The sequence below is a fragment of the Streptomyces sp. NBC_00878 genome (assembly GCF_026341515.1).
GTDB lineage: Bacteria > Actinomycetota > Actinomycetes > Streptomycetales > Streptomycetaceae > Streptomyces.
On record NZ_JAPEOK010000001.1, the window covers coordinates 9,010,509 to 9,029,560 of the forward strand.

Annotated in this window: 15 protein-coding genes, 5 tRNA genes and 1 pseudogene; 14 read left to right on the top strand and 7 right to left on the bottom strand. The window is 71.7% G+C overall.

Features of this window, described 5'->3' with window-relative positions; genetic code table 11:
* The first annotated feature begins 42 nt into the window (after nucleotides 1-42).
* From OHA11_RS39120 to OHA11_RS39145, 6 genes are all read left to right on the top strand, one after another.
* The gene (locus tag OHA11_RS39120) at nucleotides 43-873 is read left to right on the top strand and encodes a MetQ/NlpA family ABC transporter substrate-binding protein (RefSeq protein ID WP_266504591.1); all 831 of its coding nucleotides are present in this window, start codon (nucleotides 43-45) and stop codon (nucleotides 871-873) included.
* Nucleotides 874-1,005: 132 nt separating this feature from the next.
* Nucleotides 1,006-1,644, top strand: coding sequence for a GNAT family N-acetyltransferase (locus OHA11_RS39125; RefSeq protein ID WP_266504594.1), 639 nt, complete (start codon nucleotides 1,006-1,008; stop codon nucleotides 1,642-1,644).
* Between the two features lie 308 nt (nucleotides 1,645-1,952).
* Nucleotides 1,953-3,170, top strand: coding sequence for a precorrin-6y C5,15-methyltransferase (decarboxylating) subunit CbiE (cbiE, locus tag OHA11_RS39130; protein WP_266504596.1), 1,218 nt, complete (start codon nucleotides 1,953-1,955; stop codon nucleotides 3,168-3,170).
* 385 nt (nucleotides 3,171-3,555) lie between these two features.
* The gene (cobT, locus tag OHA11_RS39135) at nucleotides 3,556-7,665 is read left to right on the top strand and encodes a nicotinate-nucleotide--dimethylbenzimidazole phosphoribosyltransferase (RefSeq protein WP_266504599.1); all 4,110 of its coding nucleotides are present in this window, start codon (nucleotides 3,556-3,558) and stop codon (nucleotides 7,663-7,665) included.
* 182 nt (nucleotides 7,666-7,847) lie between these two features.
* A complete protein-coding gene (cobA, locus tag OHA11_RS39140; protein WP_266504601.1) occupies nucleotides 7,848-9,092 on the top strand; it encodes a uroporphyrinogen-III C-methyltransferase in 1,245 nt (414 codons plus the stop codon).
* A gap of 64 nt (nucleotides 9,093-9,156) precedes the next feature.
* Nucleotides 9,157-9,975: an RNA methyltransferase gene (locus OHA11_RS39145; RefSeq protein WP_266504603.1), complete on the top strand. Its 819-nt coding sequence runs from the start codon at nucleotides 9,157-9,159 to the stop codon at nucleotides 9,973-9,975.
* A gap of 131 nt (nucleotides 9,976-10,106) precedes the next feature.
* On the opposite strand, the gene OHA11_RS39150 is transcribed toward OHA11_RS39145, so the two are convergent.
* Nucleotides 10,107-11,393 carry a serine/threonine-protein kinase gene (locus OHA11_RS39150; RefSeq protein ID WP_266507762.1) on the bottom strand — a complete coding sequence of 429 codons (1,287 nt, stop codon included), beginning with the start codon at nucleotides 11,391-11,393 and terminating at the stop codon, nucleotides 10,107-10,109.
* Between the two features lie 196 nt (nucleotides 11,394-11,589).
* Between OHA11_RS39150 and OHA11_RS39155 the strand changes: the two are divergent.
* The 4 genes and pseudogenes from OHA11_RS39155 (at nucleotide 11,590) to OHA11_RS39170 (ending at nucleotide 13,925) form a co-directional block, all read left to right on the top strand.
* A pseudogene (locus tag OHA11_RS39155) lies at nucleotides 11,590-11,888 on the top strand (hypothetical protein).
* A gap of 244 nt (nucleotides 11,889-12,132) precedes the next feature.
* On the top strand, nucleotides 12,133-12,342 hold the full coding sequence (locus tag OHA11_RS39160; RefSeq protein ID WP_266504606.1) for a hypothetical protein: 210 nt from the start codon (nucleotides 12,133-12,135) through the stop codon (nucleotides 12,340-12,342).
* 273 nt (nucleotides 12,343-12,615) lie between these two features.
* Nucleotides 12,616-13,563 carry an aminoglycoside phosphotransferase family protein gene (locus tag OHA11_RS39165; RefSeq protein WP_266504609.1) on the top strand — a complete coding sequence of 316 codons (948 nt, stop codon included), beginning with the start codon at nucleotides 12,616-12,618 and terminating at the stop codon, nucleotides 13,561-13,563.
* A gap of 74 nt (nucleotides 13,564-13,637) precedes the next feature.
* Complete coding sequence (locus OHA11_RS39170) at nucleotides 13,638-13,925, top strand: zf-TFIIB domain-containing protein (RefSeq protein ID WP_266504611.1); 288 nt, start codon at nucleotides 13,638-13,640, stop codon at nucleotides 13,923-13,925.
* Between the two features lie 60 nt (nucleotides 13,926-13,985).
* Here OHA11_RS39170 and OHA11_RS39175 read toward each other — a convergent pair.
* From OHA11_RS39175 to OHA11_RS39195, 5 genes are all read right to left on the bottom strand, one after another.
* Nucleotides 13,986-14,057 (bottom strand) — tRNA-Val (locus OHA11_RS39175).
* Nucleotides 14,058-14,107: 50 nt separating this feature from the next.
* Nucleotides 14,108-14,179, bottom strand: a tRNA-Val gene (locus tag OHA11_RS39180).
* A 36-nt stretch (nucleotides 14,180-14,215) separates the two neighbouring features.
* A tRNA-Val gene (locus tag OHA11_RS39185) sits at nucleotides 14,216-14,287 on the bottom strand.
* Between the two features lies 1 nt (nucleotide 14,288).
* A tRNA-Cys gene (locus OHA11_RS39190) sits at nucleotides 14,289-14,362 on the bottom strand.
* A 39-nt stretch (nucleotides 14,363-14,401) separates the two neighbouring features.
* Nucleotides 14,402-14,474: transfer RNA gene (locus OHA11_RS39195), tRNA-Gly, on the bottom strand.
* Nucleotides 14,475-14,630: 156 nt separating this feature from the next.
* Here OHA11_RS39195 and OHA11_RS39200 point away from each other — a divergent pair.
* From OHA11_RS39200 to OHA11_RS39210, 3 genes are read left to right on the top strand one after another with little or no spacing between them, the layout of a single operon-like run.
* Entirely contained in the window at nucleotides 14,631-15,794 is a 1,164-nt protein-coding gene (locus OHA11_RS39200; RefSeq protein WP_266504613.1) for a chorismate-binding protein, read from the top strand.
* The gene (locus tag OHA11_RS39205; RefSeq protein WP_266504620.1) at nucleotides 15,791-16,612 is read left to right on the top strand and encodes an aminotransferase class IV; all 822 of its coding nucleotides are present in this window, start codon (nucleotides 15,791-15,793) and stop codon (nucleotides 16,610-16,612) included. The genes OHA11_RS39200 and OHA11_RS39205 overlap by 4 nt, the downstream gene beginning before the upstream one ends.
* A 58-nt stretch (nucleotides 16,613-16,670) precedes the next feature.
* Nucleotides 16,671-17,495 carry a GNAT family N-acetyltransferase gene (locus OHA11_RS39210; protein ID WP_266504622.1) on the top strand — a complete coding sequence of 275 codons (825 nt, stop codon included), beginning with the start codon at nucleotides 16,671-16,673 and terminating at the stop codon, nucleotides 17,493-17,495.
* Between the two features lie 203 nt (nucleotides 17,496-17,698).
* Here OHA11_RS39210 and OHA11_RS39215 read toward each other — a convergent pair whose 3' ends face one another.
* Nucleotides 17,699-18,226 (bottom strand): DsbA family protein, encoded by a 528-nt coding sequence (locus tag OHA11_RS39215; protein WP_266504625.1) that lies wholly within the window; start codon nucleotides 18,224-18,226, stop codon nucleotides 17,699-17,701.
* 227 nt (nucleotides 18,227-18,453) lie between these two features.
* Here OHA11_RS39215 and OHA11_RS39220 point away from each other — a divergent pair, with 227 nt between their 5' ends.
* Nucleotides 18,454-18,903 (top strand): hypothetical protein, encoded by a 450-nt coding sequence (locus OHA11_RS39220; RefSeq protein ID WP_266504628.1) that lies wholly within the window; start codon nucleotides 18,454-18,456, stop codon nucleotides 18,901-18,903.
* The last annotated feature ends 149 nt before the right edge of the window (nucleotides 18,904-19,052 follow it).

Sequence of the window (19,052 nt, forward strand, 5' to 3'; positions counted from 1 at the left end):
GAGGGCCGAGTACCAAGTACCCAGGATCAAGGAAGACCACAGATGCGCAAGCACGTAATTCCCGCCGTGGCGGCCGCACTCGCCCTGGGGCTCGGGCTCACCGCCTGCGGCTCCGAGTCCGACTCGGGGGGCGGTGGTACCGACGGCGCGCTCGTCGTGGGCGCCACCGCCGTCCCGGCCGGCGAGGTCCTCGCGTACATCAAGCAGGACCTCGCCGCGAAGAACGGACTCGACGTGGAGATCAAGGAGTTCACGGACTACGTCCTGCCGAACACCGCGCTCCAGGAGGGCTCGCTCGACGCGAACCTTTACCAGAACGAGCCCTACCTGGACGACTTCAACAAGTCCAAGGGCACCGACCTGGTCCCGGTCGTGAAGGCGTACCTGCCGCCCATGGGCGTGTACTCGAAGAAGGTCCAGGACGTCACGAAGCTGCCCGACGGAGCCACCGTCGCGGTGCCGAACGACACGACCAACGAGGGCCGCGCCCTCAAGCTCCTGGCCTCCAAGGGCGTCATCACGCTCAAGGACGGCTCCGGCACGACCGCGTCCCCGGCGGACATCGCCGAGAACCCGAAGAACCTCAAGTTCAAGGAGCTGGAACCGGCCCAACTGCCGCGCTCCCTGGACGACGTGGCCGCCGCGGTCATCAACAACAACTACGCCCAGGACGCGGGCCTCAGCCCGGCCGAGGACGCCATCCTCCTGGAGTCCGCGGAGAACAACCCGTACGCGAACCTCCTCGCCGTCAAGAAGGGCAACGAGGACGATCCCCGGGTCGAAAAGCTCGCGAAGCTCCTCACCTCCGCAGAGGTGACGAAGTTCATCAAGGACAAGTACAAGGGGTCGGTCCTGCCGGTCACCTCCGGCTGACGCCGTTTCACCCGCACTCACGGGGTCGATTCGTCGACAACGACTCGGCCCCGTGGTGCAGTTCGGTGCTTTCATGCTGCATGCTGGGCAGTTCAGCTGGCCCGACGGTCCCTGATGGTTACGGAGCGGCGCATGACGAACACCTTCCCCGACACCTCCCTGAGCACGGAGCGGTTGGTGCTGCGCCCTCTCGAGGACGAGGACATTCCCGCCCTCACGGAGATGATGAACGACGAGCAGGTCGTGGCCTGGACCCCCGTTCCGCAGCCCTTCACCGAGGACACCGCCCGCGCCTGGGTCAGGCGGTACGCGCCCGCCGAGCGCACCTCGGGCCGCGGGCTCGACCTCGCCGTCACCGAGTTCCTCACCCAACGCCTGGTCGGCATAGTCCAGTTGGGCAAAACGAATTGGCATGTCCGCTCCACGGAGCTCTCGTACATCGTCGCCCCCTGGGCACGCGGCGAGGGATACGCCTCCGAGGCGGCGCTCGCCACGGTCCAATGGCTCTTCGGCGACCGGAAGTTCGAGCGCGTGGAGCTGCGCACCGCCGCGGACAACACGGCCTCGCAGCAGGTCGCGCAGAAGATCGGCTGCATCAGTGAAGGCGTCCTGCGCAACGCCTGTATAGCGCGGACCCGTACCGAGGACGGGAGCTGGGTCGCGCTGCGCACCGACTTCATCGTGTGGGGCCTGCTTCCCGAGGACATCGAGGGCATCGCCGAGCAACTCGCCGACACCGGCGGTTTCACCTCGTACTCAGACTGGAACTGACGTCCTCCGACTGGAACCGACGTCGTAGTCATGCTGGACCGACGTGGTAGTCGCGCTGGACTGACGTCGTGGTCGCGCCGGACTGACGTCGTGGTCGTGCTGGAACCGACGTCGTGGGCACGCTGAAACCGACGTCGTGGTCGCGGCGGCACGGGCGTCGTAGCCGGACGGGAACCGCGTGGAAAGCGGCCGCGGACCCGCACCCGCATTCCCGGACGTCACGAGGTACGCTCACGGGGCTCCGCATGCCTGCTTGGCGGCCGCATGCCCACCTGACGACCTGCGAAGACTCCAGGAGACTGACGACGATGGCCGACCGGGTCACGGTGATCGGCTGGGACGGCTCGCCGCTGACCGACGCGGCGCGCTCGGCTCTGGGCGCCGCCACGCTGGTGGCGGGCGCGGGTCATCACCTGATCCTCCCCGAGGTGCCCGTGGCCGCCGAGCGCATCCGGCTCGGCAGCGTCGCCCTCGCCGCCCGTCGCATCGCCGCCCACCGAGGCACGGCCGTCGTCCTCGCCGACGGCGACCCCGGCTTCTTCGGAGTCGTACGCACCCTGCGCGCCCCCGAGTTCGGCCTGGAGGTCGAGGTCGTACCGGCGGTGTCGTCCGTGGCCGCCGCCTTCGCCCGCGCCGGGATGCCCTGGGACGACGCGCAGGTGGTCGTCGCACACCGGCGCACCCTGCGCCGCGCGGTGAATGTGTGCCGCGCCCACACCAAGGTCGCCGTCCTCACCTCGCCCGGAGCCGGCCCCGCCGAACTGGGCCTCCTCCTCGACGGGGTCCACCGCACCTTCGTCATCTGCGAGGAGCTCGGCACCGAGCGCGAGCGGGTCACGGTCCTCACCTCCGACAAGGTCGCCGACCACACCTGGCGCGACCCCAACATCGTCATCGTCATGGGCGGCCCCGTCGCCTTCTCCGAGGGCGGCGGCTGGATCGCCGGACGCGACCCGGGCACCGGGCCGCGCGGCCTGGCGCTGCCCGACGAGGTGTACGGCCGTGAGCTCGGCGAGGGCGAGACCGAGATACTGCGCGCCGCCCAACTCGCCCGCCTGGGACCGCGCGTCGGCGACCTCGTGTGGGACATCGGCTCGGGCACCGGCGCCTTCGCCACGGAGGCCGCGCGCTGCGGTGCCGCCGTCATCGCCGTCGACCGCGACCCGAACGCCTGCGCCCGCACCATGGCCACCGCCCGTCGCTTCGGAGTCCAGCTCCAGATCACGCACGGCACCGCGCCCCACATCCTGGAGAACCTGCCCGAACCGGACGTCGTACGCGTCGGGGGCGGCGGCGCGCCGGTGGTCTCGGCCGTCGCCGACCGGCGCCCGCAGCGCATCGTCGCGCACGCCGCGACCCGCGACGCCGCCGAACTCATCGGCAGGGACCTGTCGGAGCACGGCTACCAGGTCGAGTGCGCCCTGCTGCAGTCCGTCGAGCTCGACACCCGCGCCTGGACGGAGAAGGAGCGGAGCGTCGCGTTCCTGCTCTCGGGAGAACTCGGGCGGCGCGAAACGTCTCGCTGAGGGCAGTGGTCGGGTGGTGGCGGGAAGCTGCCCGATCGCGCCCTGTGATCCTGTTGTCCTACCGCGCGCGGTAGGCTGGCCGACCGTTGTACTGCGCTCGGCTTGTCCGGTATTTCGCCGGTCAATGTCCGGAAAACGCACCAGTTTTGGGGTGTCTGTGGTACGGCGGAAACCGGAGGACGCGCAAAGTGGCGCAGTCCACAGCGGGCCGTGGCGGGTCACCCTGTCGCGGTGGCGGACCGACCGCGACAATGCCTGTTAATGGCTTTGTCGACCGGTCGTTCGTGCCGCCCGGCGCGCATGCTCGTTCTTCATGGCGAGCGGTCGGTACGCCGCTCCGGACGAGCAGGTCGTAGGAGCACTAACCGATGGGCGAGGGGTACGCATGACCGACACCGGCCAGGTCCCGGGCGAGGGACTGCCGGAGAACGCAGGCATGGTGGAACAGCCGGGCGTCCCCGCCCCCGGCGCGTACACCTACCTCTCCGAGTCCACCGCCGAAGACGAAGACCTGTTGCTGCTGCCGGGCGCCCAGGGAGCGTGGGGCAACGAAGTGGCCCCGCCTGCCCCGGCCCCCGTCGTCGAGACGGTCCACGAGCCGGGCCCGCACGAGACGTCGGGCCGCGACAGCGGCTCGGTCGACCTCAGCGCCGTCCGGATGTCCTCGCCCGCTCCGCAGCCGCCCGTCGCCCGTCGCCCCCTGCACCTCGGCCCGCCGACTCCGGACGGCGCCGGCAGCCCGGTGCGCTCCCTCGCGGACCGCGGCCCGGCGGGAGCGCCGGTCCACGCCGGTCGCGTACGGCAGGCCGGTCCGTCCACCGCCGGTCCTGAGTACCTCGACGTGCCACGGGACGACAACGCGCCGCAGGGCGCGACTCCCTGGGGCGCACAGCCGCAGGTCCAGCTGCGGGTCGCGCGCCCGGTGGTACAGGTCGGCTCCGAGGTGATGACTGCAGAAACGGTCTTCCCGGAGGCCCAGGACCAGGCCCAGGTACAGGCCCAGGCCCAGGCTCAGGTACTGGCCCAGGCTCAAGTCCAGGCCCAGGAGGGCCCGGAGAGCGGGGGAGCGCACGCCGGTGGCACGCCGGACGACGGGACCGCAACGGTCGCGGAGGCGGCGCACGCCCCCGAGGCCGCGCACGCCCCCGACGCCGGGGATGTCCCGCCTGCGGGGGGTGCCCCACTCCCTGGCGGCGAGTCCGCTCCCGTCGACCAGGATCCCGCCGAGGCACCGGTCCCCGCCGAGGCGTCGGCCGTCGATCCCGTCCAGGTGGAGCAGGCGCAGCCCGTACATCTGGACCCGGGCGCCGCCGAGGTCCCCGAGGCCGAGGCCGCTCCCCTCCACGTCGTCGCCGACGCGCCCGAGGCCGCACCTGCTGCGGAGCCCGCGTACGTTCCTCAGCGGCCGCAAACGGTCCAGGCTCCGGAAGCCGTAGTCCAGGCCCCGGAAGTGGTTCAGGTCCAGGACTACGCGCAAGCCCCTCAGCTCGCGGACGGTTCGCTCTTCCCGCAGGCTCCGGAGACGCCCGAAGTCGCCCAGGCCGCCCCGGAGTTCACGCACGCCCCTGACCTGCACCAGTTCCAGCAGCCCACGCCCTTCACGGTCGTGCCCGCGCCCGCGCATGCGCACTTCCCGCAGCCGTCGGACGACGCCGGCCTGTACGCACCCGAGCCGCACGCGCCCGAGCCGCAGCCGGCCGAGGCGCGCATGGCCGAGCCGCACCTGCACGAGGCGAGCCTGTCCGAGGCACACCAGCCTCCGTCGGCGGCTGACGAGGTGCAGCCCGCGCCCGCGCACATGGAGCAGGACCCGCAGGCCGCGTACGCGGCGGAGCAGCACTTCCAGGACCCGGCCGCCCAGTTCACCGAAACCGGCCCGCAGGCCGGGTTCCCGCAGCCGGAACAGCAGCCGCAGCCGCTGGAAACCGCGCCCGGCGTGGAGGAGGCGGAGGGGGCGGAAGGAGCAGCCCCGGCTCAGGACGCCGCCCAGCCCCCGCAGTTCGCGGAGCCCGCCGAGCCCGCCGAGCCCGCCGAAGCACCCGCCCAGACCACCGCCGACCTCGACCCCTCGCAGGCGGCGCCGTTCGGCACCGCCGCGGTGGCGGAGGCACCGGACCCGGTCGCGGTACCGGACCCGGTCGAGGCACCCGAACCGGCAGCGGCCCACGGCGACTCGACGCACAGCCACGACCCCCACAGCCACGACCCCCACAGCCATGACCCTCACAGCCACGAGCCCCACGACGAAGCCGCCGTTCCCACGGCCGTACCCACGGAGTCGGCCCACGCGGAACAGCCGGTGGGCCAGTTCGTACCGGTCGACGGCACCGTCCCGACCAGCCCGCACCTGGCTCCGACCCCGCCGCACGCCATGACAGTGCCACCGTTCCCGGAGGAGCCCGCCGAGCAGCCCGTCGAGGAGACGGCGGACCCGGTCGCGGCGACCGCCGAGCAGCCCGCGCCAGGGCGCGAACCCGCGCCCGCGGAGGAGCCCGTACTCGTCCTGCCCGCCCCCCGGGAGCCCGAGCAGACCCCCGAGGCCGAGGCAACTCCCGGACCGGAGGCTCCGGTCGAGGACCAGCACCAAGACCAGGACCGGCAGCAGGACCAGGACCAGCACCAAGACCACGACCGGCAGCAGGACCAGGACCAGGACCACGACGCGGAGCCCGTAGCCGCACAGCACGCGGAGGATCTGGACACCAGGGCAGCCGACCAGGAGGGGAGCACGGCCGCCGTGGCGGAGACGAGGGAGCCCACCGGTCCGGCCGCGCCCGGCTATGGCGACGCCGAGCGCGAGGCGGTGCTGCGCGTGATGCATGAGCGCCGGGACATCCGCAACGGCTTCCGCAGCGACCCCATCCCGCACGACGTGCTGCTCCGCGTTCTGGAGGCGGCCCACACGGCGCCGTCCGTCGGCCACTCCCAGCCGTGGGACTTCGTCGTCATCCGCTCGGCGGAGACCCGGCGCACGATGCACGAACTGGCCCAGCGCCAGCGCGAGGCGTACGCCAAGTCGCTGCCCAAGGGCCGCGCGAAGCAGTTCAAGGAACTGAAGATCGAGGCGATCCTCGACACCCCGGTGAACATCGTCGTCACCGCGGACCCGACCCGGGGCGGCCGTCACACGCTCGGCCGCCACACCCAGCCGCAGATGGCGCCGTACTCCTCCGCGCTCGCGGTCGAGAACCTCTGGCTCGCCGCACGGGCCGAGGGCCTGGGCGTGGGCTGGGTCAGCTTCTTCGACGAGCGGGAGATGGTCCGCGAACTGGGCCTGCCCGAGCACCTGGAGGTCGTCGCCTACCTCTGCGTCGGATACGTCGACGAGTTCCCGGAGGAGCCCGAGCTGATGCAGGCGGGCTGGTCCAAGCGCCGCCCGCTGTCGTGGGTCGTCCACGAGGAGACGTACGGCCGTCGCGCGCTGCCCGGCGAGGAGCCGCACGACCTGCTCGCCGAGACCGTCTCCAACATCCGCCCGCTGGACGCGAAGGCGCTCGGCGAGGCGTGGGAGCGCCAGAAGCGCATGACCAAGCCGGCCGGGGCGCTCGGCATGCTGGAGATCATCTCCGCCCAGCTCTCGGGCCTGTCCCGGATGTGCCCGCCGCCGATCCCGGAGCCCGCGGCCGTCGCGATCTTCGCGGGCGACCACGGTGTGCACGCCCAGGGCGTCACTCCGTGGCCGCAGGAGGTCACCGGTCAGATGGTGGCCAACATCCTCGGCGGCGGAGCGGTCTGCAACGCCTTCGCCAACCAGGTCGGCGCCGAGGTCTGCGTCGTGGACGTGGGTGTGGCCTCCGACCTGCCTGCGACCCCGGGCCTCCTGCCGCGCAAGGTCCGTGCGGGCACGGCGGACATGACGACGGGCCCCGCGCTGACCCGCGAGGAGGTCAGGGCGGCCATCGAGGTGGGCGTCGAGACGGCTCGCGACCTCGTGGCAGCCGGCAACAAGGCCCTGATCACGGGCGAGATGGGCATCGCCAACACCACCGCGTCGGCCGCCCTGATCGCCGTCTTCACGGACAGCGACCCGGCCGACGTCACCGGCCGTGGCACCGGCATCAACGACGAGACCCTGGCCCGCAAGACCGAGGTCGTGCGCCGCGCCCTGGAACTGCACCAGCCGGACCCGGCCGACCCGATCGGCGTCCTCGCGGCCATCGGCGGCCTGGAACACGCCGCGATGGTGGGCCTCCTGCTGGGCGGCGCTTCCCTCCGCACCCCGGTGATCCTGGACGGCGTCAGCGCGGGAGCGGCGGCCCTGGTGGCGCGCGCCATCGCCCCCGAGGTACTGGCGGCCTGCATCGCGGGCCACCGCAGCGCCGAGCCCGGCCACGTAGCGGCCCTCAACAAGCTGGGCCTGCGCCCCCTGGTCGACCTCGACCTCCGCCTCGGCGAGGGCACGGGCGCACTCCTGGCTCTCCCGGTGGTCCAGAGCGCGGCGCGTGCGATGCACGAGGTGGCGACGTTCGACTCGGCCGGGGTAACCGAGAAGTAGGCGGACCCGCACGTGCGGGGACTGGGGGCAGAGCCCCCAGTTTCGGGAAGGGGTGGGCCTGGGGAAAGAAACTCCACCCACCCCAGCCCCCCGCCACCCCGCACCATAAAATCCGCACGTCAGGCCCGCTCCAAGGCAGCAGCGCGCCCACCCGCACCACCCGCATGAGGAGCCGCACCTCCATGGCCGAAAACCCCGCCTACCCCGTAGGCCTCCGCCTCACCGGCCGCCGCGTAGTAGTCCTCGGCGGCGGCCAGGTGGCCCAACGCCGCCTCCCGGCCCTCATCGCGGCGGGCGCGGACATCCACCTCGTGTCCCCGGCCGCCACCCCCTCCGTCGAGGCGATGGCGGACGCGGGCGAGCTGACCTGGACACGGCGTCCGTACGAGCCGGGCGACCTCGCGGGAGCCTGGTACGCCCTGATCGCCACCAGGGACCCCGAGGCGAACTCCGCCGCCTCCGCCGAAGCGGAGGCGCACCGCGTGTGGTGTGTCCGCTCGGACGACGCGGACGCGGCGACGGCCTGGACCCCGGCGACGGGCCACAGCGAGGGCGTCACGATCGCCGTCCTCACGACGAACGCGAAGGGCCGCGACCCTCGCCACACGGCGGCCATCCGGGACGCGGTCGTGGAAGGCCTCCGCGACGGCACCCTGGTCGCGCCCCACCACCGCACCCGCACCCCCGGCGTCGCCCTGGTCGGCGGCGGCCCCGGCGACCCGGACCTGATCACGGTCCGCGGCCGCCGCCTCCTCGCGGAGGCGGACGTGGTCATCGCCGACCGCCTCGGCCCCCGCGACCTCCTCGCGGAACTCCCGCCGCACGTCGAGGTGATCGACGCGGCGAAGATCCCGTACGGCCGCTTCATGGCCCAGGAGGCCATCAACAACGCGCTGATCGAGCATGCCAAGCAGGGCAAGGCGGTCGTCCGGCTGAAGGGCGGGGATCCGTACGTCTACGGCCGTGGCATGGAGGAGGTCCAGGCGCTGGCCGAGGCGGGCATCGCCTGCACGGTCGTCCCCGGCATCTCCAGCTCGATCTCCGTTCCCGGAGCGGCGGGCATCCCGGTCACGCACCGCGGAGTCGCCCACGACTTCACAGTCGTCAGCGGTCACATCGCCCCCGACGACGAACGCTCCCTGGTCGACTGGGCGGCCCTCGCCAAGCTCCGCGGCACCCTGGTGATCCTGATGGGCGTGGACAAGATCGGCGCCATCGCCCGTACGTTGATGGACAACGGCAAGTCGGCGGACACCCCGGTGGCCGTCGTCCAGGAGGGCACGACCGCCGCGCAGCGCAGGGTCGACGCGACGCTTGCCACGGTTGCCGAGACCGTACTCGCCGAGAACGTGAAGCCCCCGGCGGTCATCGTCATCGGCGAGGTCGTGACAGTGCGCCCGGACAGCTTGTCGCCGACGTCCGAGTAACCCCGGGTAACACAACCCGTTCCAAGCCGTTGGCACCACACCCAGGACAAGGCAGTATCACCCTGTGGCCGATCTCATCACCGTTGAGGACCCAGCCGACCCCCGTCTGCGTGACTACACGGGCCTGACCGACGTGGAGCTGCGCCGCAAGCGAGAACCCGCCGAGGGCCTGTTCATCGCCGAGGGCGAGAAGGTCATCAGACGGGCCAAGGACGCCGGATACGAGATGCGCTCGATGCTGCTCTCCGCCAAGTGGGTCGACGTCATGCGCGACGTCATCGACGAACTGCCGGCCCCGGTGTACGCGGTCAGCCCGGACCTCGCCGAACAGGTCACCGGCTACCACGTGCACCGAGGCGCCCTCGCCTCCATGCAGCGCAAGCCGCTGCCGACCCCGGACGACCTGCTCCAGACGGCCCGCCGGGTCGTCGTCATGGAGTCGGTCAACGACCACACCAACATCGGCGCGATCTTCCGCAGTGCCGCCGCCCTCGGCATGGACGCGGTCCTGCTGTCCCCCGACTGCGCGGACCCGCTCTACCGGCGCTCGGTGAAGGTCTCCATGGGCGCGGTCTTCTCCGTCCCGTACGCCCGTCTGGACACCTGGCCCAAGGGCCTGGAGTCGGTCCGGGAGGCGGGCTTCGGCCTCCTCGCGCTCACCCCGGACGAGAAGGCCAAGACCCTCGACGAGGTGGCCCCGCACCGGATGGAACGGGTCGCCCTGATGCTCGGCGCGGAGGGCGACGGCCTGTCCACCCAGGCCCTGGTGGCGGCGGACGAATGGGTCCGCATCCCCATGGCCCACGGCGTCGACTCCCTGAACGTGGGAGCGGCGGCAGCGGTGGCGTTCTACGCGGTGGCGACTGGCAGACCGCGGAGCTAGGGAGGCGCCCCTTCGGGGGCGCGGGGCTGTGGCATTGTGCGGCTCCTCCCCCACTCTCGGCTTCGCTCGAGCGGGGGGACCCCCACCGTGGGCGCGACCAGCCACAACGCACCCGCAGCCGGAAAACACACTCACCCGCCGAGCTGAACCCCGCTGCTGTGCTGGTACGACTGCTCCAGCCGTATGTCCGTACCCGCATCTCCATCACCAAGCCCCCGGTCGGGCCCCTGACACCCCTGCGCGGCCGCAATCCCCAACGCCACCAACAACGTCACCACCACAAAGACAAACAACCGCTGCCGCAACAACCGCGGATTGGCGGGCCGCCGCCCGGTCCCGGTGGTCCGCGGCCCCGGACGCCCCGTCCCACTTCGGGGCGGCCCGGGCCGACTCCCCGTACCGGAGGACCGCGAGGGCACCGGACGCGCCCCCGACCGCGACGGGGGACTACCGTTCCCGTTGCCGCGAGGCGACGACGACCCCTGCGTCCGCCGCTGCGTCCGCTGCTCCGGGTAGCTCTCGGTCAGCCGCCCGGTCGGCCGCTCGGCCTCGGCGGTACGGGGCGCGGGCGGCCGGGTGTCGCTCATGCCGTGCGCCTCCCGGGCCGCGATCTCCTTGAGCCGCAGCGACAGCTGGAGCGTGCTGGGCCGCTCCTCGGGGTCCTTCGCCAGACAGGCCCGGACAAGCGGAGCCAGCGCGTCCGGGACGCCGTGCAGGTGCGGTTCCTCGTGCACCACTCTGTAGAGCATCACTTCGGAACTGCCGTGTCCGAAGGGCGAGTCCTGGGTCGCCGCGTAGGCCAGCGTGGCCCCCAGGGCGAACACGTCCGTGGCCGGCGTGACGGCCGCGCCCCGCACCTGCTCCGGCGCCAGGAACCCGGGCGACCCCACCGCCGTACCGACATGCGTGAGCGTGCTCGCGCCGGTCGCCCAGGCGATGCCGAAGTCGATGATGCGTGGCCCCTTCGGGGACAGCAGGATGTTCGACGGCTTCAGGTCACGGTGGACGACACCGGCCTCGTGCACGGCGACGAGTCCCTCGGAGAGGGCGGCGCCGACGGCCGCGACCTCGGCCGCGCGGAGCGGGCCTTCCTCGTTGACCTTGTCGTGCAGCGAGGGGCCGGGTACGTACTGCGTCGCGAACCACGGCCGGTCGGCTTCCAGATCCGCGGCGACCAGCCGTGCGGTGCAGCCGCCCCGGATCCGCCGTGCCGCCGACACCTCGCGCGCGAACCGCGACCGGAACTCCTGATCCTCCGCCAGGTCCGGCCGGATCACCTTCAGCGCGACCCGCTGGCCACGCCGGTCGGAGCCCAGATAGACAACGCCCATCCCGCCCGCGCCGAGCCGTCGGTGAAGCCTGAACGAGCCGACGACACGCGGGTCCTCGCGCCTCAGGCGCATCATCGCCATGTCCATCCCCGCTGCCCGGTCCGTTTGACGAGCCACAGCTTACGTATACGCGGCCGGGTGCGCGCAGAGGCCGCGCCCTCACGTCCCGATCGATTGTCAGTGCCGGGTGGGAAACTTGAAAAGTGGTCAGGGGACGGGGGAGTCGGGCGGCGTTGAGCTGCGCGAATCCCCAACCATCCGTCGCAGAAGGGGGATTGGGCCCATGAAGGGCGATCGCGTGGAGATAGTGGTCGACGCGGGGGACACGACGCGTACGTACGAGGTGGTGGCGAGCCGTGCGGGCCGCCGGGTGGAGACGGCGGTCCGCAGGGGGGTGGTCGAAGTGAGCGAAGTCACCCGCTGGGGGTCCCCCCACGTCTTTAAGGCAGTGGGGGAGGGTCGGTCGTCCGCACGGCTCGCTTCATGGCCACCAGGGTGCTCGCCCTCGTCGAGCAGCCGGTCCCGAGGGAGGACAGCTCGGAACAGACTGGACGTCCCCTCCGGGAAACCCCTGAGACCTAGGACCTCTTCTCCACCCAGGGGAGTACTCCGCAGGTCACCGGTCATCCTCGGGGAGGCCCGGCAATAGGTACGAGGGCATGACGACCCGCGCTCGTCCCACGCATAGATTTGTTGTCAAGCGGCGGGTGCAGCACTCGTCCCCCGAGGTCAGACACCCGCCGCTGCCAGACAGCAGAGGCTTTTCACCAGGCAACAGACTTTCACCGGACAGCAGACTTTCAACAGAACGGTCAGGAGAGGGACCATGGCGGACACAGCATCGCGGACCATGATCCGCACGCAGGGACGCAAGGCGTACAGCGCCGCGTTCGATTCCAGCCGGTCCGGCCGACGCCACCCCCTGGTGGCGACGGCGATGGTCCTCCCTCTGGCCACCCTGCTCGTAGTCGTCTTCGGCGGCTGGGAAGCAGTGGTCACACAGGCGTCGTCCGTGGGCGTGATGCTGGGGCGCTGAGCGGCGCCCCAGGCCCGGAAGAGCGGTCCGGGCGGGGACATCCGGCCATGAAACCCCGTGGGGACGGGGGTGCGGCGGACGGCAAAAATGCGGGCGCAGCTGGGGAGCTGCGCCCGCATTGCTTTGCCCCTCTTTGCGCCTGAACCGGCGCCGCTCTCGCGGACCAAATTGCTCGCCGTTGTGGTTCCTCAATTGATGGTTGCGGTCCCGGGCACTTTTGACGCCTGAGTACGCTCACGGGGAGCCGATGCCGTACGACCTGAGAGGGCCCGAGTGACCGCAGACGTGCTGCCCGCGCTCAGGGCGAAGGTGCGGGCCGCCGCTCATCCGGCGGCGGAGACCTGCGTCTGCGGTACGGAGACTTCGGTGCTGGCGGACCGCCCCGACGGCACGGTCGTCCGGCATGCGGGAACGGTGGCGAAGGCGCATGCCGCCGACACCGATCCCGGTGACCTCGCGGCACGGATGGCCGTCGCCGCGCACCCCGGGCTCGACGGCATCCTCCTGCCACCGCTGAGGCCGAGCGCGGTCGAGTCGCACGGGCGGCAGGTCACGTTCTGGCCGTACGGCACCCCCGTGGACCGGGACGACCCCGACGCCGCCCCCTGGGAGGCGGCCGCCACGCTCCTCGCGCGGCTCCACCGGACCCCGGAAGCCATGCTTCCGCCCGATGTCCCGCCCATGCGCGGCCCGGCCAAGGCGGCCCGCGCCGTCGCCCGCCTCCACGCGGCGGGCCCTCACCCGGCGGCCGCTCCGGTCCTACGGGCCTGGGCCGTCCTGCCCGCCTGGGCGAGGGACGAGGCCCCGATGCCGTACGCGCGCACGCTGTGCCACGGTGACCTCCACCTGGGCCAGCTGGTGCGGGCGCGGGATGGCGACTGGCTGCTCATCGACATCGACGACCTGGGCCGGGGCGAGCCCGCCTGGGATCTGGCCCGCCCCGCGGCCTGGTTCGCCTGCGGTCTGCTGCCGCCCGACGAGTGGGCCCGCTTCCTCGCCGCGTACCAGAAGGCCGGGGGCCCGGCCGTCCCCGCGGACAGCGACCCTTGGCCGGCCCTGGACATTCCGGCCCGCGCCCTGACCGTACAGACCGCGGCCCTGGCGATCGCCAAGTCGGTCGCGGCGGAGCGTCCGTTGGACGAGGTGGAAACGTCCGTGATCGACGCTTGTGGGCGAATGGCCGCGCACCCGCCGGAGTTGGCGGGAGGATGTGCGACGTAGGGTGCAACCGACCGAAGCCGGGCGGAGTCTGTCCTGGCGGAAGCAGTACCGACCGGCGAGGAGTTGAGCCGAGCATGCAGTGTCCGAAGTGTCACGCGCCGATGCACACGTACAACCGCAACGGCGTCCAGATCGAGCAGTGCAGCGGCTGCCGCGGGATATTTCTCGACTACGGCGAGCTGGAAGCGCTGGCCCGCCTGGAGGGCCAGTACTCGCAGCCCGCACCGCCGCCCCCGGGTGTCCCGCAGGCGTACCCGGCCGCTCCCGCCCCCGCCTGGGGCGCTCCGCACGGCGGCCATGGCGGGCACTACGGCCACAACAAGCGTCACAAGAGCTTCGGCCACATGCTCTTCTCCTCCTGAGTAGGCCCGGAGGAACGACGAAGCCCCCGACCGTACGAGACGATCGGGGGCTTCGGCCGGTGCGCGATACTGGGATTGAACCAGTGACCTCTTCCGTGTCAGGGAAGCGCTCTCCCGCTGAGCTAATCGCGCGGGTGGGACCTGCTGGTAGTGCGTGAGACCTGCTGATGGTGCCTACTGCGTGCGCGATACTGGGATTGAACCAGTGACCTCTTCCGTGTCAGGGAAGCGCTCTCCCGCTGAGCTAATCGCGCGGGCTCGAATCTCACCGAACGTACCGGAAGATCCAGTGGACGATACTGGGATTGAACCAGTGACCTCTTCCGTGTCAGGGAAGCGCTCTCCCGCTGAGCTAATCGTCCTTGGAGGTGGAGACGGGATTTGAACCCGTGTAGACGGCTTTGCAGGCCGTTGCCTCGCCTCTCGGCCACTCCACCAGAAGTGCGGGGGTTCGGGAAGATCCCCCACTTCCTGCGAGCGGACGACCAGGTTCGAACTGGCGACCTCAACCTTGGCAAGGTTGCGCTCTACCAACTGAGCTACGTCCGCTTGTCGGTTCCGGTCCCGCGTGCGAGTCCCGGCGACGAGTTGAACTCTAGCGGATTCCGGGTCCAGTACAAAAACGCGTTTGTGCAGCGTGCTGCGCTACGCCCGCTCCAGGACACGGCCAGGCACCCGCGGGTCACCCGCCATAGACTCGCAACCGTGCACGACCTCCCAGCTCTCGCCCGTTTCGGCGAGATCGTCGCGACCGGTCTCCTCGATGTCACCAACGACCCGGCGGCCCTTGACTCACGTGGCTTCTGGGCCGTCAGTGCCGACTTCGAGGGGCGTCTGGTCTGCGCCCGTTTCGCGGACGTACGCCGGGAACCCGTTCCCGCGCCGGTACCGGGGCAGTGGCGCGGCCCGGCGGTCGGTGACTGGACGTCGTCGCTCGACCGCGCCGCGTACACGGCCGGGGTGCGGCGCATACGTGAGCGCATCGCGGACGGCTACGTGTATCAGGCCAACCTCTGCCGGGTCCTGTCCGCGCCGGTCGCGCCGGACGCCGATGTGGACGCGCTGACCGCTCTGCTGGCGCGCGGCAACCCGGCCCCGTATGCCGGAACGATTCGCCTGCCCGGTCACGACGTGGAGATAGCGACCGCGTCTCCCGAACTCTTCCTCAGGGTCAGCGGCGCGGTGGTCGAGTCGGGCCCGATCAAGGGCACCGGGCGGACCGAGGCGGACCTGCTGGAGAAGGACCGCGCCGAGAACGTGATGATCGTGGATCTGGTGCGCAACGACCTGGGCAGGGTGTGCGCCACGGGCAGCGTGACCGTGCCCGACCTGTGCGTCGTCGAGAAGCACCCGGGGCTGGTCCACCTCGTCTCCACCGTCCGCGGCGAACTGCGCGAGGGCGCGGGCTGGCCGGAACTGCTGGCCGCCGCCTTCCCGCCCGGCTCGGTCACCGGCGCGCCGAAGTCCAGCGCCCTGCGGATCATCGAGGCCCTGGAGACGGCGCCACGGGGCCCGTACTGCGGCGGCATCGGCTGGGTCGACGCCGACCGCGGCACCGGAGAGCTGGCCGTCGGCATCCGCACCTTCTGGATCGACCGCGCGGAGGGAGCGCTGCGCTTCGGCTCCGGAGCGGGCATCACCTGGGGATCGGACCCCGAGCGGGAATGGGAGGAGACCGAACTGAAAGCCGCGCGACTGCTCGCTGTAGCGTCGGGGGCGTACACATCGGGGGTGTACTCAGGGGCGTACGACGCAAGCGGAGGGATCTCCCGGCGCGGTTCCTCCCCGGGGGACAACCCCCGGACCCCCGACCGGAAAAGCGGGTCGGACCACGGACCCGGCGCGTTCTCACGAGGAGATTTTCAGTGAAGCTCTGGCTCGACGGTGGGCTGCAGGACACCGAGTCGGCCCGTGTCTCCGTCTTCGACCACGGGCTGACGGTGGGCGACGGCGTCTTCGAGACGGTGAAGGCGGTCGACGGCCGTCCGTTCGCGCTCACCCGCCACCTCGACCGGCTGGCGCGCTCGGCGAACGGCCTCGGACTGCCCGAGCCCGACCGCGACGAGGTGCGCCGGGCCTGCGCGGCCGTCCTGGACGCCAACCCGATGCCACTCGGCCGGCTGCGGATCACGTACACCGGGGGCCACGGCCCGCTCGGCTCCGACCGCGGGGAGCACGGGCCGACCCTGGTCGTCGCCCTCGGCGCGTCCGCCCGGCGCCCGGACTCGACCGCCGTGATCACTGTGCCGTGGACCCGCAACGAACGCGGCGCGCTCACGGGCCTCAAGACGACTTCGTACGCCGAGAACGTCATCTCCCTCGCCCGCGCACGCGAACAGGGCGCGTCCGAGGCGCTGTTCGCGAACACGGTCGGACAGCTGTGCGAGGGCACGGGCTCCAACGTCTTCGTCGTCCTCGACGGCGAGATCCACACTCCGCCGGTGGCTTCCGGCTGCCTCGCGGGCATCACGCGCGCCCTCACCGTCGAGTGGACGGGCGCCAGGGAGACCGACCTGCCGCTGGACGTCCTGGAACGGGCCGACGAGATCTTCCTGACCTCGACGCTGCGCGATGTGCAGGCCGTGCACCGGGTCGACGGCCGCGAACTCCCGGGCGCACCGGGCCCGGTGACCGCCAAGGCGATGCGGATCTTCGGCGAGCGGGCGGGCGACGACCTCGATCCGTGACATACCGGTACCGGTTATCCGGATGACGTGGGCCCTTCGGGCGGGTACAACACCCCTGATGACCACGACACTGCGGCCGACCGAGCCGCTTCAGCGCGACGCGGACGGGGCGCTGTCACGGCACTACACAGTGTGTGTGAACAGCCGTCCCGTCGGCGGGATCCACCTCGCCACCCACCCCGTCTCCGGGCCGTCCGTCGCCCGGATCAGTGACCTGGCGATCGACGAACCGGACCGCGGACGTGGCCGCGGCACCGTGGCCGCGCTCGCCGCGGAGGAGGTGGCGCGCGGCTGGGGCTGTCGGCGGATCGAGGCGTCGGTACCGGCCACGGCCGAGGCCGCCCTGCGGCTGACCACGGCCCTCGGTTACGTGCTGCGCAACCGCCACATGGAGAAGCGGCTCGGCGACACCCCGCCCGAACTGCCCGTCGGCAGCCTGGGGCGCCCCATGACGGAGGCCGAGTTCGGGCCCTGGGAGGAGCGGGTGAAGGAGGAGTACGCCCAGGACTGGATCGTCCGAGGCGTGCCCGAGGCCGAGGCCCGCGCCAAGTCCGAGCGGGACCACGCCACTTCGCTGCCGGACGGGCTCAACACCGAGGGCATGGACCTGACCGTCCTGGAACACGAGGGGACGCCGGTCGGCCTGCTGTTGCTGGGCGCACGCGACGGCTGGGCATTCGTCTACGAGGTCGAGGCCTACGAGCGGTATCGGGGCCGAGGGTACGGCCGTTCGTTGATGACGCTGGCGGAGGCACAGGCGATCGCCGCCGGACGCCTCGGCATCCGCCTGAACGTCTTCGACGGGAACGCCCCGGCCGAGCGGCTCTACGAGTCACTCGGCTACGAGACGACGACCTACCACTTCTACAAGAACCTGCTGTAGCTGGTGCCTGCGCTTGTACCTGCGGGGGAGGCGCGGAGGCCGGGCGCCAGGTCGAGAACCGATCGGCGGTGGCCGGGGCGGTGCCCCTGACGGGGGCAGGGCAGGCCTGGAGCCCTGCCGCCGGGTGGTGTTGGTGGTTGTCGGGTGCCGGCCCGGTCGCGCGCAGCACGGGCGCGGGCACGGGCCCGGGTGGATCGCGGCGGTCAGGCTTTCTGCCCCTCGGTCAGCAGTCGGTCCACGATCTCCTCGACGCGCTCGCGCAGCCCGTCCTGGCTTTTGCCGCCGTCGAGCCGCTCGCCGTCGATGACGTACGTCGGGGTGCCGGTCACGCCGATGGCCTTGCCCTCGGCCTGGTCGGCGTCGACGATCAGGATGTGCCGGCCGTCGATGAGCGCCGTGTCGAACTCCTCGGCGTCGAGACCGAGTTCCCCGGCCACCTCGACCAGGAAGGGTTCTCCCTTACGGTCCAGCTCCTGTACGCGCTCCAGCACCGCCTCGACGTACGGCCAGGCCTGCCCCTGTTCAGCGGCCTCCTCGGCGGCCTGCGCGGCGGCGAAGGCGTGCTTGTGCTTCTCCAGCGGGAAGTGCCGCAGCCGCAGCTCCAGCCGGTCGCCGTAGCGGGCGCGCAGCGCGCGCAGGTCGCCGAGGGCGCTACGGCAGTCCGGACACTGCAGTTCGCACCAGACGTCCAGGACGGGGACGGCGGGGCGTACGGGGGAGGAGTCGCTCATGGGCCCAGTCTCCCAGCCGAGGTTTTCCCGGCCCAACCGGGACCATCCGCCGCCCCTGAGCGAGCCCCGAACCGCCCCTGATCGCGTACCGGGACCGGGCCCTGAGGAGGACCCGACCCGGAGATGTCCCTGAGGTCTGCCCGGAGCATGGCACACCGGGCATGGGGCGGTGCAGGATGGAAGGGACGAACCGACCCTGCTCGACGCAGCCATGTCTGGAGGACCGGATGATTGCCGAGACCGTCTGTTCCGCTGTCGCCGCGGCCGGCCTGGGCATCGCCGCGGTCACGGCGTACCGCAAGCGTTTCCTCATGGCGGCCCGCCTCACCGCGTACTCGCTGGTCCCCATCGGTCTGGTGATGACCGGGGCCGTCGAATGGGCGGCGGAGACCGCGTTCAGCCCGATGGCCTGGGCGGGCTTCGGTGTGCTCGGCGCCGCCTGGCTGCTGTTCCTGACCACGCGCGCCGTGGAGCGCCGGACCGTCGGGACCCGCAAGGAGCGCAAGGCGGCCAGGGCCGCGCAGCGCGAGGCGGTGTCCCCTGCGGCCTCGGCGCCCTCGCTCGGCGCGGCGGCGGCGAGTCGCCCGGCGGCCCGCCCCGCGGCCAAGCCCCGCAAGGCCGAGTCGGGGGACGACTTCAGCGACATCGAGGCCATCCTGAAGAAGCACGGCATATGAAGCAGAGCGATAGGTGACGTCGCTCTGAAACGACACAGTGGTGCAGTCGGAGCCGCGGAGGGTTCCTGCGTGTCGGGCAGGTGCCTATCCCAGATCGTGGACCACAGTGTCACGGATTTCGGCTAACTCCCCCATAATTCGGGCGTGTT

Bases quoted from the DNA above. Each gene is read 5' to 3' on its own strand.
- OHA11_RS39160 (WP_266504606.1), top strand. From the start codon at position 12,133: ATGGCGGACACAGCATCGCGGACCATGATCCGCACGCAGGGACGCAAG.
- cobA (WP_266504601.1), top strand. From the start codon at position 7,848: ATGGCCGAAAACCCCGCCTACCCCGTAGGCCTCCGCCTCACCGGCCGC.
- OHA11_RS39215 (WP_266504625.1), bottom strand. From the start codon at position 18,226: ATGAGCGACTCCTCCCCCGTACGCCCCGCCGTCCCCGTCCTGGACGTC.
- OHA11_RS39170 (WP_266504611.1), top strand. From the start codon at position 13,638: ATGCAGTGTCCGAAGTGTCACGCGCCGATGCACACGTACAACCGCAAC.
- OHA11_RS39125 (WP_266504594.1), top strand. From the start codon at position 1,006: ATGACGAACACCTTCCCCGACACCTCCCTGAGCACGGAGCGGTTGGTG.
- OHA11_RS39220 (WP_266504628.1), top strand. From the start codon at position 18,454: ATGATTGCCGAGACCGTCTGTTCCGCTGTCGCCGCGGCCGGCCTGGGC.
- OHA11_RS39210 (WP_266504622.1), top strand. From the start codon at position 16,671: ATGACCACGACACTGCGGCCGACCGAGCCGCTTCAGCGCGACGCGGAC.
- cobT (WP_266504599.1), top strand. From the start codon at position 3,556: ATGACCGACACCGGCCAGGTCCCGGGCGAGGGACTGCCGGAGAACGCA.
- OHA11_RS39150 (WP_266507762.1), bottom strand. From the start codon at position 11,393: ATGGACATGGCGATGATGCGCCTGAGGCGCGAGGACCCGCGTGTCGTC.
- OHA11_RS39120 (WP_266504591.1), top strand. From the start codon at position 43: ATGCGCAAGCACGTAATTCCCGCCGTGGCGGCCGCACTCGCCCTGGGG.
- cbiE (WP_266504596.1), top strand. From the start codon at position 1,953: ATGGCCGACCGGGTCACGGTGATCGGCTGGGACGGCTCGCCGCTGACC.